The sequence below is a fragment of the Neisseria musculi genome (genome assembly GCF_014297595.2).
Taxonomy (GTDB): Bacteria; Pseudomonadota; Gammaproteobacteria; order Burkholderiales; family Neisseriaceae; genus Neisseria; species Neisseria musculi.
The window spans coordinates 2633958-2649204 of the sequence record NZ_CP060414.2 but is presented as its reverse complement, the minus strand read 5'-3'; the positions used below and the strand labels follow the sequence as shown (position 1 = coordinate 2649204).

Here is a 15247-nt window from a genome sequence, read left to right as displayed (position 1 = left end):
TCCCCGGGCTGGGGCAAAACAACGCCGCATCAATTTGAATGCAGCCCGCTATGCCATTAAGAATGAACCCGCTTCATTTCCGGCAAAGCAGCCCGGCCGCAGGGCAAACCATACCAACCGATTCTGCCGGCGCTTGCGCGGCCTGCAAAACCGTTATCCCGGCGCGAAACGCAGCAACGCCGCAGCGGGAATGAAGCAGGCTCACCAGAAACCGCATATCCGTCAAGGCAGGCGCACCGCCCTGCCTTATTTTTCCCCGATATTTTTTCAGACGGCTCTCCGCCTGCCGCAGGCCGTCTGAAACGAGAGCAAGCATTATGAACCCAAGCTTTTCATCACTCGGCTTAGGCAGCGAAATCGTTGCCGCCCTCACCGAGCAGGGCTACGAAACGCCCACCCCGATTCAGGCGGCCGCCATTCCCAAAGCTCTGGCCGGACACGACCTTCTGGCCGCCGCCCAAACCGGCACCGGCAAAACCGCCGCCTTTATGCTGCCCGGCCTCGAGCGTCTGAAACGCTACGCCACCCCCAGCACCTCGCCGGCCATGCACCCCGTGCGTATGCTGGTGCTGACCCCCACGCGCGAGCTGGCCGACCAAATCGACCAAAACGTGCAGGGCTACATCAAAAATCTGCCGCTGCGCCACACCGTGCTTTTCGGCGGCGTGAATATGGACAAACAAACCGCCGAGCTGCGCGCAGGCTGCGAAATCGTGGTGGCCACTGTCGGCCGCCTGCTCGATCATGTGAAGCAGAAAAACATCCATTTCAACAAAGTGGAAATCGTGGTGCTCGATGAAGCCGACCGTATGCTCGATATGGGCTTTATCGATGATATCCGCAACATCATGCAGATGCTGCCCAAACAACGCCAAACCCTGCTGTTTTCGGCCACGTTTTCCCCGCCCATCCGCAAGCTGGCTCAGGATTTCATGCACCACCCCGAACAGGTGGAAGTGGCCGCCCAAAACGCTGCCAGCGCCAATGTAGAACAACACGTGATTGCTGTGGATACCGCCCGCAAGCGCAACCTGCTCGAGCGCCTGATTGTCGATTTACATATGAACCAGGTTATCGTGTTCTGCAAAACCAAACAAAGTGTTGATCAGGTTACCCGCGATTTGCAGCGCCGCAACCTTTCCGCCCAAGCCCTGCACGGCGACAAATCGCAGCAAACCCGCCTCGAAACCCTGGGCGCATTCAAAGAAGGCACATTGCGTGTGTTGGTGGCCACCGATGTGGCCGCGCGCGGGCTCGACATCGCCGAGCTGCCCTTTGTGATCAATTACGAAATGCCCACCCAGCCCGAAGATTATGTGCACCGTATCGGCCGCACCGGCCGCGCAGGCTCGGACGGCGTGGCGATTTCACTGATGGACGAACACGAGCAGAACATGTTTGAAGCCATCAAAGAGCTCACCCGCATCCAAGTGGAAGTGGAGCGTATCGAGGGCTTCGAACCGAGCTGGTGGCAGCAAAACAGCGCAGCCGCACCACGCACCGACCGCGAACGCGGACACCGTTTACGCGAGCAGAAAAACCGCGACACCCGCTCCCGCAGCGACAACCGCAGCGAAAGCCCTGCCGCCCGCAACGACCCCGGCGCCGCCTGCGGCAAAATTGCCGGCCGCGCCCGCCGCAGCCGCCGCGAACGGCAGACATGCGCCCTGCTGCAACCTAACTACGGCGCATAGACCGCAGGCAGGCGCAGCAAAGCACGGAGCGTTTGCTCCTGCGCGCCGGGTTGGCCAAACCTGCGTTATGCCCGCTCCCGCCCAGGCCGTCTGAAAAATATCTGCTTTCAGACGGCCTCAAACCTGAAACAAAAACAGGATAAATCATGAAAATCGTGATTGCCCCCGATTCGTTTAAAGAAAGCCTGAGTGCAGCCGAAGCGGCAAACGCCCTTGAAACGGGCTTGAAAACCGTTTTCCCCCACGCGCAATACGTTAAAATCCCCATGGCAGACGGCGGCGAAGGCACGGTTCAATCACTGGTGGATGCCACACAGGGCAAGCTTGCAGCCGCCGAAGTAACCGCCCCCTGCGGCAACCGCACGGCGGCATTTTTCGGCATATCGGGCAACGGGCAGACTGCCTTTATCGAAATGGCGGCGGCATCGGGCTTGCATTTGGTTCCAAACGGGCAAAGAAACCCTTTGGCCGCCACTTCCTACGGCACGGGCGAGCTGATTCTGGCCGCCTTGGATTCGGGCGCAGGCAAAATCATTTTAGGCATCGGCGGCAGCGCAACCAACGATGGCGGCGCCGGTATGCTGCAGGCTTTGGGTGCGCGCTTTTTCGACCGGTCAGGCTGCTTGATTCCCGCAGGTTTGGCAGGCGGCAGTTTGGCGGATATTGCGCGGGTGGATTTTTCGCAGCTGGACCACCGTTTGCATCATACGGCGTTTGAGATAGCCTGCGATGTAAACAACCCCTTGTGCGGCGGGCGCGGCGCATCTGCCGTTTTCGGGCCGCAAAAAGGCGCAACGCCCGAAATGATTGCGGTTTTAGACCAAAATCTACGGCATTATGCCGACATTATCCAACGCGATTTACATCTCGACATCGCCTCCCCCGCCGGTTCAGGCGCAGCCGGCGGCATGGGCGGCGGCTTATTGACCCTGCCTAACGTGCAGTTGAAAGCCGGGGTGGAAATTGTGATAGACGCGGTCAAACTTGCCCAGCAGGTGCGCGATGCCGACTGGGTGATTACCGGCGAAGGCCGCATAGACGCCCAAAGCATTACCGGCAAAACGCCGGTGGGTGTGGCGCGCACCGCCAAGCGGTTTCACAAACCCGTGATCGCGGTTGCCGGCAGTTTGCGCGAAGATTACGAAGTGGTGTACGAACACGGTATCGATGCGGTGTTTCCGATTATCCGCCAAGCTGGCGCGCTGCCCGAAACCCTCGCCGGCGGATACGCCAACTTGGTTTCCGCCGCACAAAATATCGCCCGCCTGATACGCCTGCATCAACCGCACCGCTAATCCGCCATAAACACCGGGCGGCAAACCGCAGGCAGTGCACCAAAAACGGCCCATGCCGCCGTTGTTTTAAAACGGCGGGCTTTAAACTTTACAAAAATACCGTTGATGCCGTCTGAAATGCTTAAGCCCCGTCATTCCCGCGCAGGCGGGAACCCTATCGTTTTTTGCAAGTTATTGAAATAAAAAACTTGATGGTTTTAAAGCCGGATTCCCGCCTGCGCGGGAATGACGATAGTGGAATCTTTCAGACGGCCTGAATGAATTTTGCCGAGGCCTCGGGCTTTGACACAAAGCAAACACGACATTGCCCCCCGCTCCGTATCCACCCCGAGACTGGGGCTGTTCCTAAATGGGAACATGATACAATACCCCGTTTTTCAGACGGCCTGCCGTTTAACCCGCCGTTTCACATTCCCATCAAAGACCATCATGAACCAAGACAAAATCCTGATTCTCGATTTCGGCTCACAAGTTACCCAGCTTATCGCCCGCCGCGTGCGCGAAGCCCATGTTTACTGCGAACTTCATTCTTACGATATGCCCCTGGCCGACATCAAAGCCTTCAACCCCAAAGCCATTATCCTTTCAGGCGGCCCCAACTCGGTTTACAACTCCGATTATCAGGCCGACACCGGCATCTTCGATTTGGGCGTGCCCGTGCTCGGCATCTGCTACGGCATGCAGTTTATGGCGCACCATCTGGGCGGCGAAGTGCAGCCGGGCGACCAGCGCGAATTCGGTTATGCGCAAGTGAAAACCATCGATTGCGAATTAACGCGCGGCCTTGCAGACGGCCAAGCCAACACGCTCGATGTGTGGATGAGCCACGGCGACAAAGTGTCGAAACTGCCCGAAGGCTTCGTGGTCATCGGCGACACCCCGAGCTGCCCGATTGCCATGATGGAACACGCCGAAAAACAATTCTACGGCATCCAGTTCCACCCCGAAGTTACCCACACCAAACAAGGCCGCGCACTGCTCGAGCGTTTTGTGCTGGACATCGCCGGTGCGAAACCCTCTTGGACCATGCCCAACTATATCGATGAAGCCGTGGCCGAAATCCGCCGGCAGGTGGGCCGAGACGAAGTGATTCTGGGCTTGTCGGGCGGCGTCGATTCCAGCGTGGCCGCCGCGCTGATACACCGCGCCATCGGCAGCCAGCTCACCTGCGTGTTTGTCGATCACGGCCTGTTGCGGCTCAACGAAGGCAGAATGGTGATGGATATGTTTGCCCGCAACCTGGGCGTAAACGTGATTCATGTGGACGCTGCCGAACAGTTTATGAACAAACTCGCCGGCATCACCGACCCCGAGCAGAAACGCAAAATCATCGGCGCAGAGTTTGTCGCCATATTCGATGCCGAAGCCAAAAAACGCACCAACGCCAAATGGCTGGCGCAGGGCACAATCTACCCCGATGTAATCGAAAGCGCAGGCGCGAAAACCCAAAAAGCACACGCCATCAAAAGTCACCACAACGTTGGCGGCCTGCCCGAAAACATGAATCTGAAACTGCTCGAGCCCCTGCGCGACCTGTTTAAAGACGAAGTGCGCGAACTGGGTGTGGCGCTCGGCCTGCCGCGCGAAATGGTGTACCGCCACCCGTTTCCCGGCCCGGGGCTGGGCGTGCGCATTTTGGGCGAAGTCAAAAAAGAATACGCCGATTTGCTGCGCTGCGCCGATGATATTTTCATTCAAGAACTGCGCAACACCTTCGATGAAAACGGCACCTCCTGGTACGACCTCACCAGCCAGGCATTTGCCGTGTTTCTGCCGGTGAAATCGGTGGGCGTGATGGGCGACGGGCGCACTTACGAATATGTGGCCGCCCTGCGCGCAGTCATCACCAGCGACTTTATGACCGCGCATTGGGCAGAGCTGCCCTATGCGCTGCTGGCCAAAGTGTCCAACCGCATCATCAACGAAGTGCGCGGCATCAACCGCGTGGTGTATGACGTGAGCGGCAAGCCGCCTTCCACAATCGAATGGGAATAACCTTTCGGTTTGAAATAAAAACAGGCCGTCTGAAAAATGTTCAGGCGGCCTGGGCATATGCGGAAGTCTCCGCCTGATGCTGTTAAGGCAAAACAAAACAAAACAAAGCGGGGCAAGGCAGCGGAGTAACAGACGGCACAGCAAGGCGGCAACGGCCCGGCGGGCGCGGCAATGCGGCATTGCTTTGCACGGATTCACTTACTGATGGTTCGCACCTTTGCAGCCTTGTGTTGGAAATGTATGAATCCGCTATCAAAGGCCGTCTGAAAACTTTTTCAGACGGCCTTTTCAAATTCAAACGGCGTTGTCCTGCTCAATCAACCGCCAGCACGGGAAACGATTTCACCGTTTCGTCCACCGCTTTCACGCGCAGCAGAAACTCTTCGAGCTTCGCCAGCGGCAGTGCGCTGGGGCCGTCGCACTTGGCTTCATCGGGGTTGGCGTGCGATTCGAGAAACAGACCGGCCAGGCGGGCGGCCATGCCGGCCAGTGCCAAATCGAGCACCTGGCTGCGCCGCCCGCCCGATGCAGCGGCACCGGCTTCGCGTTGCTGCAGCGAATGGGTAACGTCAAAAATCACCGGCAGGTTGCCGCAGGTTTGCTTCATCACGCCGAAGCCGAGCATATCGACCACCAGATTATCATAGCCGAACTGCGTGCCGCGTTCGCACAAAATCACTTGCCCGTTGCCCGCTTCGGCGAACTTCTCAACAATGTTTTTCATTTGCGCGGGGCTTAAAAACTGCGGTTTTTTCACGTTGACCACCCTGCCCGTTTTCGCCATCGCCACCACCAAATCGGTTTGGCGCGCGAGAAAGGCGGGCAGTTGGATCACATCGCACACTTCAGCCACAGGCGCGCACTGCCACGGTTCGTGCACATCGGTAATCACGGGCACGCCGAACTCTTTTTTCACGGCGGCGAAGATTTTCAGCCCTTCTTCCAGCCCTACGCCGCGAAACGAACGGATGGAAGAACGGTTGGCCTTGTCGAACGAAGCTTTGAACACATAGGGAATGCCGAGTTTGTCGGTTACTTTCACATAATGTTCGCAGGCTTTGAGGGTGGAATCGAGGTCTTCCAGCACATTGATGCCGCCAAACAGGGTAAACGGGGCATCGTTGGCTACGGTGATGTGGTTGATTTTAACGTTCATGGTTTGTCTTTCAGTGATTGAAGGCCGTCTGAACGTTTTTTCAGACGGCCTTTGATGATTTATAAAACGGTGTGCGGCGGTTCGTAACGGATAACCTTGCGGATTGTGTTGCATTCGTCCACCAGCACCACTTTCGGCTCGTGGGCGCCGATTTCCGGCTCGGAGAGCATCACATACGACATGATAATCACAATATCGCCTTTCTGCACCAGCCGCGCGGCGGCACCGTTGAGGCACACCACGCCGCTGCCGCGCGCGCCGGCAATGGTGTAGGTTTCAAAGCGTTCGCCGTTGTTGTTATTGACAATCTGCACTTTTTCATGCACGCAGATACCCGCCGCATCGAGCAGGTCTTGGTCTATGGTGATACTGCCGACATAGTTTAAATCGGCTTCGGTAACGGTGGCACGGTGTATTTTGCCGCCGAGCAGGGTGCGGAACATTCAGATCTCCATTTGCGGTTGAGCGGTTTCAGACGGCTGCGGCAGTCGCAAACGGCAGGCCGTCTGAAAAAAGCGTTATTGTACACCTTCTGCCGCCCTGCCAAGCGTTGGGCGAACCCGCTTGATTTCCGTTAGGGCATTGCTGCTGCCCCGCCCTCCCCCCCGGCCTGAAGAGAAGGTTCGCCAAGCCGCCGAAGCGGCAGCAGAACCGGCTCCCTACAGCCAACCCGTCCGGAGCCGGAAAAAAAGCATGAATGTTCTGAAAATGTTTCAGACGGCCTGATTCCTGCCTGACCGGCACAGGAACAAGAGGTCGCCAATACCGCTGTGTTTGCCGCTGAAAACCGCACACCGTCTGCCCGATACCGGGAAAAGGGCTCACGATGCCGGCCGCCCTTCACCCAGCCCCGCCCGCCGGCCGCACCTTATCCAACACCCGCGCAAACGCCGCCGCCGTGCGCTCGATATTTTGCAGTTTGTCCAAGCCGAACAGACCGAGGCGGAAGGTTTGGAAGCCGCCGGGCTCTCCGCATTGCAGCGGCACGCCGGCGGCAATCTGCATACCTTGTTCAATAAAGGCTTTGCCGCTTTGAATATCGGGGCAGTCGGTATAGGAAACCACCACGCCCGGAGCTTCAAAGCCTGCCGCAGCCACACTGGGATAGCCCGCCTCGGCCAACAGCGCGCGGATTTTCGCGCCCAACTCGGTTTGCGCCGCCTGCAAACGCCCGAAACCCGCCGCTTCGGCTTCTTTCATCACATCGTGCAGCTTCATCAGCGCATCGGTAGGCGGCGTAGCATGGTAGGCATGGCCGCCGTTTTCAAATGCCGCCATGATTTGCAGCCATTTTTTCAAATCGAGCGCGAAGCTGTCGGATTCGGTTTGCTGCACTTTTTGATAAGCGGCTTCATTCAGCATCACCAAACCGCAGCAGGGCGAGCCGCTCCAGCCTTTTTGCGGAGCGGAAACCAACACATCGATACCGAGTTTTTCCATATCCAGCCAGATGCAGCCCGAAGCAATGCTGTCAATCACCAGCAGGCCGCCCACGGCGTGCACCGCCTCGGAGAGCCGGCGGATATAGTCATCGGGCAGCATGATGCCCGATGCGGTTTCCACATGCGGCGCAAACACCACGGCGGGGCTGCCGGCGGCGATTTCGGCGCACACTTCTTCAACCGGCGCGGGCGCAAACGGCGCTTGGGCGGCATTGGGGCTGCGGGCGGACAATACTTTGCTCTCGGCGGCAATCGCGCCTTTTTCGAGAATCTGCGTCCAGCGGTAGCTGAAAAAGCCGTTGCGTATAATCAGGCATTTCTCCCCCCGCGCGAGCTGGCGCGCCACGGCTTCCATGCCCGCCGTGCCGCTGCCGGGAACCACGGCTGCGTATTGCGCGCCATATACTTTTTTCAGCGTGGCCGAAATATAGCGCATGGCCGTCTGAAATTTCTGCGACATATGATTGAGCGCACGGTCGGTGTAAACCACCGAATATTCCAACAGGCCGTCTGAATCGATTTCGGGGTGCGGCAGGGTGTTCATGATGTTTTTCTCCTCTTGGTTGCTCGGATTGCAGCCTTTGCCTAAGGCCGGGAAACGGCTTTTGATGTTAGCATTATCGGCATGGTGTGTAAAAGGTTGGAGGCCGTCTGAAAATATTTTCAGACGGCCTTGTTAAATTTTTCAGCTTTTTAATCTTTGCCGTGCTTTTCTGCCAGCCGCTGCAATGCCTGCGCCAAATCGGGGTGGTGCTGCAACCGCCCTGCGCAATGCCTGAAACTTTCCAGCGCGGCCGCACTCAGCTTCAAGCCGTTGGTGCGAGGCGTTGGCGGCGTTTTGGGCAAAACCTTCACGCGCACGCTGCCGATATCGGAGTGCAGCGTCTGCAAACGCGGCAGCAGGCTTGGGGCAATCATGCGCAGGCGCGAAGAAACCATATTGTTGTCGGCCAGCAGAACCAATACGCCGTTTTCCACACAGGCCGTCTGAAAATGCGCACGCAGGTTGGCAGGCATCATCTGCCTGACTTGCGCGTCCAGCCTGCGCCATTGCCGCGAACGCTCCAACAGCGCCAGCAAATGCACATCGCGCCCGCACAACCGGTTCAAATCCATCACCGCCACCTTGAGTGTTGTTTTAACAAAGGCCGTTACACATCTTCTGCCATGTATATTCTGAAGCATTTTATGCCGCGAACCAACGCTTCAGAGTGAAATTTTCACACATAGCCGATAATATCCCTAAAATTTGGCATAAAAAAGCGGCAGCAAAACCATAACACGTTTTCTCAAAAATGCCTGCAAAGCCAAAGAGAAGTTGAAATTCGGCCGGACTGCCGTTATTTCAGACGGCATTGCAACCCTGCCAAACGGCTTGTGTTAAAATTCGGGTTTGAATTTTATGACCCGTCTGTTTCAGCCTCAATGCCGCAAACGCATTGCGCCACAGGAAATTTCATGCTTACCAACTTAGCCAAAAAAGTATTTGGCAGCCGCAACGACCGCCTGCTCAAACAATACCGCAAAACCGTTGCCAAAATCAACGAATTAGAGCCGGAAATGCAGGCTTTGAGCGATGAAGGGCTGCAAGCCAAAACTGCCGAATTCAAACAACGCCTCGCCCAAGGCGAGAGTTTGAACGACATTCTCCCCGAAGCCTTCGCCGTTTGCCGCGAGGCCGGCCGCCGTGTATTGAATATGCGCCATTTCGATGTGCAGCTGATCGGTGCCATGGTGTTGCACGATGGCAATATCGCCGAAATGCGCACAGGCGAGGGCAAAACGCTGGTCGCCACCCTTGCCGTTTATCTCAACGCGCTGGCAGGCAAAGGCGTGCACGTGGTTACCGTAAACGACTATCTGGCCGCGCGCGATGCGGGCACTATGGAACCGCTGTATAACTTTCTCGGCCTGACCGTGGGCGTGATTGTGAGCGATATGCAGCCTTTCTACCGCCAAACCGCCTACAACGCCGACATCACCTACGGCACCAACAACGAATTCGGCTTCGACTATCTGCGCGACAACATGGTAACCGACCAATACGACAAAGTGCAGCGCGGTTTACACTTTGCCGTGGTCGATGAAGTCGATTCGATTCTCATCGATGAAGCACGCACACCGCTGATTATTTCGGGTCAGGCCGATGATAACGTGCGGCTCTACCAAGTGATGGACACAATTCCCGCACGCCTTATCCGCCAAGAAACCGAAGAAGGCGCGGGCGATTATTGGGTGGATGAAAAAGCCCATCAGGTGATTTTAAGCGAATCCGGCCACGAACACGCTGAAGCCATCCTGACCGAAATGGGGCTGCTGCAAGAAGGCGATTCGCTCTACTCGGCCGCCAACATCATGCTGATGCACCACTTAACGGCCGCCCTGCGCGCCCACACCCTGTTCCACAAAGACCAGCATTATGTGGTTCAGGAAGGCGAAATCGTGATTGTCGATGAATTCACCGGCCGCCTGATGTCGGGCCGCCGCTGGTCGGAAGGCCTGCATCAGGCCGTGGAAGCCAAAGAAGGTGTCGAAATCAAACGCGAAAACCAAACACTGGCATCAATCACCTTCCAAAACTACTTCCGCCTGTATAAAAAGCTCGCCGGCATGACCGGCACCGCCGACACCGAAGCTTTTGAGTTCCAAAGCATTTACGGGCTGGAAACCGTGATTATCCCCACCAACCGCCCGATGCAGCGCAAAGATTTCAACGACCAGATTTTCCGCACCGCCGAAGAGAAATACGAAGCCGTTATCAATGATATCCAAGCCTGTTTCGACAAAGGCCAGCCCGTGCTGGTGGGCACCACCAGCATTGAAAACTCTGAGCTGGTATCGCGCCTGCTTACCCAGGCCGGTCTGCCGCACAATGTGCTCAACGCCAAAGAACACGAGCGCGAAGCCCTGATTGTGGCGCAGGCAGGCAAGCCCAGCATGATTACCGTAGCCACCAACATGGCCGGGCGCGGCACCGACATCGTATTGGGCGGCAACGTCAAACACCAAAGCGATGCCATCCGCGCCGATGAAACGCTCAGCGATGAAGAAAAACAAAACCGCATTTCCAAACTGGAAAGCAGCTGGGAAGCCGACCACCGGCGTGTCATCAACGCCGGCGGCCTGCATATCATCGGCACCGAGCGCCACGAAAGCCGCCGCATCGACAACCAGTTGCGCGGCCGCGCCGGGCGCCAGGGCGATCCCGGCTCCAGCCGTTTTTACCTCTCGTTTGAAGACCCGTTGCTGCGCCTGTTTGCCCTTGACCGTGCCGCCGCCATTCTCAACCGCCTGGCTCCCGAGCGCGGTGTTGCCATCGAACACGGCATGCTCACCCGCCAAATCGAAGGCGCACAACGCAAAGTGGAAGGGCGCAACTTCGATATGCGCAAACAGGTTTTGGAGTATGACGATGTTGCCAACGACCAACGCAAAGTGATCTACCACTACCGCAACGAAATTCTCACCAACCAAGATGTGGGCGATTTGGCCAAGAGCATCCGCGAAGAAGTCATCGGCGGCTTGGTCGATACCCATATGCCGCCCGACAGCATGGAAGAACAATGGGATCTGCCTGCCATCGAATCCCAACTGGCAGGCGAGTTCCGCATCCATGCCGATGTGCGCGGCTGGCTCCAAGAAAACAACACGCTCGACAACCAAGACGTTAAAGAACGCCTGATTGCCCAAGTGGAAAAAGAGTATGCCGACAAAACCGAGCTGGTCGGCAAACAAAATATGGCCAACTTCGAGCGCAACGTATTATTGCAGGTTATCGACAACAACTGGCGCGAACACCTTGCTGCCATGGATCACCTGCGCCAGGGCATACACCTGCGCAGTTACGCCCAGAAAAACCCCAAGCAGGAATACAAGCGCGAAGCCTTTATCATGTTCCAACACCTGTGGAACGGCATCAAACAAAACGTTGCCTCGCTTTTGACTTCAGTGCAAATCGAGCAGGCAGACGATATGATTGCCGAGAGCGAACCACAAGAGCCTGCCGCCGTGCAGGCCATCCACGCCGGCGCCCCCGCTATGGAGGACGTTTTGGGCGCATCCCGCGATAACCTTGCCACTGAGGCTTTCAACCCGGCAGGCAACGACTTCAGCCCCGAAACGCTCGCCAAACAAGGCCGCGTTGTCCACCGCAACAATCTCTGCCCCTGCGGCAGCGGCCTGAAATACAAACACTGCCACGGCAAGCTGGGTTGAACGGTTGAACACCCAGGCAGAAAAAAGCCTGCCCAAGAAAAACCTGCTTCGTTAATGAAGCAGGTTTTTTTATGCCGTGGATTCATCCCGCGCAGCATAAAAAACATAAACAACCCTGCTGTTGAAAAAACCGGGTTGTTACACTTTATTTATACCGTTCAACCTTTGTTTTTTGCTGAAATCTCCATTTAATGATTTTTGAGTATGCCAAAAACCATATTTGGATCCACTCATACAGATAGTGCGGATAGTGCGGAGCCGGGGCCTGTTGCCGCTTCACTGGCTTAAATCATCATCTTTGCAGCCAAGACACAGCCGCAACGGAAATTAAAGCATATTCACGATACAGGGCACTGCAGTGCTTTCCCGCATGCTTGAGAAACCTGAAAATTTCCAAAATAAGCCTTCATACAAAATGAAAAAGTAAAAAGCACCCGAATCTTCCTCACCACGGCCGTCTGAAAAAAACCTACCGCCATTTCCACTCAGGCAGAAATAGCGGTAGGTTTTTTCAGACGGCCCAAAGCATACTGCAAGCCTTGTCTGGTTTGCACTTTGCCGCAATCAGTCGATCATAGACGACTCAGCGGGGCGTTGTTTGGTGTTAACCCTCAAAGTGAAGAACGCCGCCAAGCCCAGCAACACGCCGGCGCACATCATCGCATTAGTGGGGTTGGCCCCCAACACATGATTGAAAACCGGGCCGAAAGTAACGGTTTCGATCAGCATCGGAATCACAATCATCATATTGATGATGCCCATATACACGCCGTAACGCTCTTTCGGCACTTCGGCCACGGCAATCAAAAACGGTACGCCCATAATCGAAGCCCAAGCGATACCGAAGCCTATCATCGGCAGGAACAGCAGGTATTTATTGGTGATGTGCGGGAAAATCAGCAAGGCAACGGCCGCCATAATCAAACACAGGGCATGAACCTGCTTGGCGCTGTATTTTCTGGCCAAAGCCATCAGGCCGAAGGCAGAAATAAAGGTAACAATGTTATACCAGCCGTTTACCAAACCCGTCCAACCTACAGCCTGCTCGAAGCCCTGCTTGTCGGCCTGGGTGGCGCCCCACACCGATTTTGCAATGCTCAGCGTAACGTATTGCCAATAGATAAACATGGCATACCATTGAAACAGATAAACCAAAGCCAGCTGCCACAGGGGTTTGGGCATATCCTTAATGGCCGATGCGATTTCTTTAACGGCAGGAATCAAACCGCGCGGTTTGGCGCGCATTTCTGCCAATTCTGCATCACTGGGGCGGTTTTCGGGGGTGGAAAACACCGAAATCAACACCGAGCCGATGGAGCAGACGGCACCGATATAAAACGAGCCGTACACCCAGTAGGGAATGCCGGATTCGGAAGTGCCGGTAATCCATTGCTGGAAGAAATACAGCGACACATTGGCCAGCGTGATGCCCAAACCGGTAAACACCGACTGCATCAGAAAGCCGGTAGGCTGCTGGTTGTCGGGCAGCTTGTCGGCGATAAACGCGCGGTAGGGTTCCATCGCAGTATTGTTGCTGATATCGAGCAGCCACAACATCAACACAGCCATCCACAGCGCGGTAACGTGGGGATAGAAAAACAGGCAGATACTGCAACCGACTGCGCCGATTAAGAAATACGGGCGGCGGCGGCCCAAGCCGTTTATCCAGGTTCGGTCGCTCAACGCACCGATAAGGGGCTGCACCAGCAGGCCGGTTACGGGGCCTGCCATGTTGAGAAGCGGCAGCTGGCCAGGGTCGGCCTGAAGAAAGCTGAAAATCGGATTAATGGCCGTCTGCTGCAAACCGAAGCTGTATTGAATGCCGAAAAAACCGAAATTCATCAACACAATCTGGCGCAGCGTCATGGCTACACGGTGGTCTATTCTCATAACTGAAGACTCCTTTTGATTGAAAACCTGAGAAAGTTTGTCCCGTGCGTGTGTGGTGAAAGCAAATCCTTGTTGCGGTTGCCGGTATCGCCCCTGCTGCCCGCCCAATCCACCATGATGCGGTTTCAGACGGCCCGGCTCCGATTCTTATTGTGAATGATGGTTTCAAAGCATCGCGGCTGCCGGCAACGGCAACTGCGGCCATGCTTGAACACTGCTTTCTGCCGGTGTGGCGGCAGAAAGCGGATCAGCGCATTTTCCACGCCCTGCGGCAAACCTGACGGCAACGCGCACCAAGATCAAAGCACAGTCAGGCAAATCCGCCATAAAAATATTTCTCCCTATTTATTAGGGTTTCCAATAATATTTTTGCAGATATTCGGTTCTACTTTATTTGCCGGCCTGCCGTTTTTCAGACGGCCTCAACACCCGGCCTTATCCGACTCTGCCTGCCCGGGGTTTGATCACCGACTGCCGCCACACCGTGCCGGCACCCACCACAACCGGCTGCGGCGGCAAAGCCTTGCCCGCTACGGCATCGAGCAGCATTTGCGCGGCCCGCTCCCCCATTGCGGTATAAGGCAGATCTGCGGTAGTGAGCGGCGGAAACAGCGTTTCGGCAATCGAGCGGTGGTCGTCATAGCCTGCCACCGACATCTCTTCGGGCACCTTGATACCGCGCGAACGCAAAATGCCGTACAGCCTCACCGCCATCTCATCGTTGCCGCAACACAGCACCGTAGGCGGATCGGGAAGCCTCAGCAGTTTCTCCACCGCCGCCAACAGCGATTCGCTGCGGTTGGTGTAATCCGGATAGCCCGCCAAATCCAATGCCGCATCATAAGCGATGCCCGCTTCTTCCAGCGCACGGCGGTAGCCCGCACGGCGCAGTTTGCTGGCAATCACCTGCGGCTGCAGGCTCAGATAAGCAATGCGGCGGTGTCCCGAAGCAATAATCTGCTTCACCAAGCCGTATTGCCCCCGGGCATCATCGGGCAGCACTGCCGGCGTGTCCTGCCTGTCGAAACAGTTTACCAACACCAGCGGGCAATCGGGCTTCAGCCCGGGCATATTCACCTCTTGGTGGAACTCGGCCACATACAGAATACCCTCGGCGCGGTGCTCCAAAAAAGTGCGTATCAGAGCCTCGGCCTGCCCGAAACGGTTGCCGGTGTCGGCAATCATCACGGTTTTACCCGCCTCGGCCATGGTGCGCTGTATGCCCTGCACCAAAAACATATCGGGCAGGCCGCCGCCGCTGTAGCGGTCGTAGCTGCGTGAAATCGCACCGGTAATCACCCCCACCAGCCCCGAGCGGTTGGAGCGCATAATGCGCGCGGCCGAAGAAGGAATATAGCCCAGTTGGGCTATCGCCGCCTCCACGGCGGCACGCGTTTTCGCGCTCACCGGCGCATCACGGTTTAAAACGCGACTGACCGTTTTGGGCGACACCCCCGCCAGCCCGGCAACATCATAAATCGTGGCCATATCTGCCGCTTCCTCTAAAACCTTTAACCTTTTTACCGAATCCTTTAAAAATAAAAATATCCGCTGTTTTGC

General features: G+C 56.4%; 10 protein-coding genes. 4 read left to right on the top strand and 6 right to left on the bottom strand.

Features of this window, described 5'->3' with window-relative positions; all coding sequences use genetic code 11:
* Positions 1 to 317 precede the first annotated feature (317 nt).
* The 3 genes from H7A79_RS13620 to guaA all read left to right on the top strand — a co-directional run bounded on the left by H7A79_RS13620 (position 318) and on the right by guaA (position 4984).
* Positions 318 to 1694, top strand: a complete 1377-nt coding sequence (locus H7A79_RS13620; protein WP_135034659.1) for a DEAD/DEAH box helicase — start codon at positions 318 to 320, stop codon at positions 1692 to 1694.
* Between the two features lie 146 nt (positions 1695 to 1840).
* Entirely contained in the window at positions 1841 to 2989 is a 1149-nt protein-coding gene (locus H7A79_RS13615) for a glycerate kinase (protein WP_187000532.1), read from the top strand.
* A 429-nt stretch (positions 2990 to 3418) separates the two neighbouring features.
* Positions 3419 to 4984: a glutamine-hydrolyzing GMP synthase gene (gene guaA / locus H7A79_RS13610; RefSeq protein WP_135034668.1), complete on the top strand. Its 1566-nt coding sequence runs from the start codon at positions 3419 to 3421 to the stop codon at positions 4982 to 4984.
* Positions 4985 to 5297: 313 nt separating this feature from the next.
* On the opposite strand, the gene kdsA is transcribed toward guaA, so the two are convergent.
* From kdsA to H7A79_RS13590, 4 genes are all read right to left on the bottom strand, one after another.
* Positions 5298 to 6140 (bottom strand): 3-deoxy-8-phosphooctulonate synthase, encoded by an 843-nt coding sequence (kdsA, locus tag H7A79_RS13605; RefSeq protein ID WP_187000531.1) that lies wholly within the window; start codon positions 6138 to 6140, stop codon positions 5298 to 5300.
* Between the two features lie 59 nt (positions 6141 to 6199).
* On the bottom strand, positions 6200 to 6583 hold the full coding sequence (gene panD, locus H7A79_RS13600) for an aspartate 1-decarboxylase (protein WP_187000530.1): 384 nt from the start codon (positions 6581 to 6583) through the stop codon (positions 6200 to 6202).
* 397 nt (positions 6584 to 6980) lie between these two features.
* Positions 6981 to 8126 (bottom strand): aminotransferase class V-fold PLP-dependent enzyme, encoded by a 1146-nt coding sequence (locus H7A79_RS13595; protein WP_187000529.1) that lies wholly within the window; start codon positions 8124 to 8126, stop codon positions 6981 to 6983.
* A gap of 149 nt (positions 8127 to 8275) precedes the next feature.
* Positions 8276 to 8698, bottom strand: a complete 423-nt coding sequence (locus tag H7A79_RS13590; protein WP_187000528.1) for a DciA family protein — start codon at positions 8696 to 8698, stop codon at positions 8276 to 8278.
* A 342-nt stretch (positions 8699 to 9040) separates the two neighbouring features.
* On the opposite strand from H7A79_RS13590, the gene secA reads away from it, so the two are divergent.
* Positions 9041 to 11797: a preprotein translocase subunit SecA gene (gene secA, locus H7A79_RS13585; protein ID WP_187000527.1), complete on the top strand. Its 2757-nt coding sequence runs from the start codon at positions 9041 to 9043 to the stop codon at positions 11795 to 11797.
* A 564-nt stretch (positions 11798 to 12361) separates the two neighbouring features.
* Here the strand turns inward: secA and H7A79_RS13580 are convergent.
* Both H7A79_RS13580 and H7A79_RS13575 read right to left on the bottom strand, forming a co-directional pair.
* Complete coding sequence (locus H7A79_RS13580; RefSeq protein ID WP_135034653.1) at positions 12362 to 13687, bottom strand: MFS transporter; 1326 nt, start codon at positions 13685 to 13687, stop codon at positions 12362 to 12364.
* Positions 13688 to 14122: 435 nt separating this feature from the next.
* Positions 14123 to 15175, bottom strand: a complete 1053-nt coding sequence (locus H7A79_RS13575; RefSeq protein WP_187000526.1) for a LacI family DNA-binding transcriptional regulator — start codon at positions 15173 to 15175, stop codon at positions 14123 to 14125.
* Positions 15176 to 15247: the final 72 nt, after the last annotated feature.

Excerpts from the sequence above, each read along its gene's own strand:
- secA (WP_187000527.1), top strand. The coding sequence starts at position 9,041 with ATGCTTACCAACTTAGCCAAAAAAGTATTTGGCAGCCGCAACGACCGC.
- H7A79_RS13575 (WP_187000526.1), bottom strand. The coding sequence starts at position 15,175 with ATGGCCACGATTTATGATGTTGCCGGGCTGGCGGGGGTGTCGCCCAAA.
- H7A79_RS13615 (WP_187000532.1), top strand. The coding sequence starts at position 1,841 with ATGAAAATCGTGATTGCCCCCGATTCGTTTAAAGAAAGCCTGAGTGCA.
- H7A79_RS13595 (WP_187000529.1), bottom strand. The coding sequence starts at position 8,126 with ATGAACACCCTGCCGCACCCCGAAATCGATTCAGACGGCCTGTTGGAA.
- guaA (WP_135034668.1), top strand. The coding sequence starts at position 3,419 with ATGAACCAAGACAAAATCCTGATTCTCGATTTCGGCTCACAAGTTACC.
- panD (WP_187000530.1), bottom strand. The coding sequence starts at position 6,583 with ATGTTCCGCACCCTGCTCGGCGGCAAAATACACCGTGCCACCGTTACC.
- kdsA (WP_187000531.1), bottom strand. The coding sequence starts at position 6,140 with ATGAACGTTAAAATCAACCACATCACCGTAGCCAACGATGCCCCGTTT.
- H7A79_RS13590 (WP_187000528.1), bottom strand. The coding sequence starts at position 8,698 with ATGGATTTGAACCGGTTGTGCGGGCGCGATGTGCATTTGCTGGCGCTG.
- H7A79_RS13620 (WP_135034659.1), top strand. The coding sequence starts at position 318 with ATGAACCCAAGCTTTTCATCACTCGGCTTAGGCAGCGAAATCGTTGCC.
- H7A79_RS13580 (WP_135034653.1), bottom strand. The coding sequence starts at position 13,687 with ATGAGAATAGACCACCGTGTAGCCATGACGCTGCGCCAGATTGTGTTG.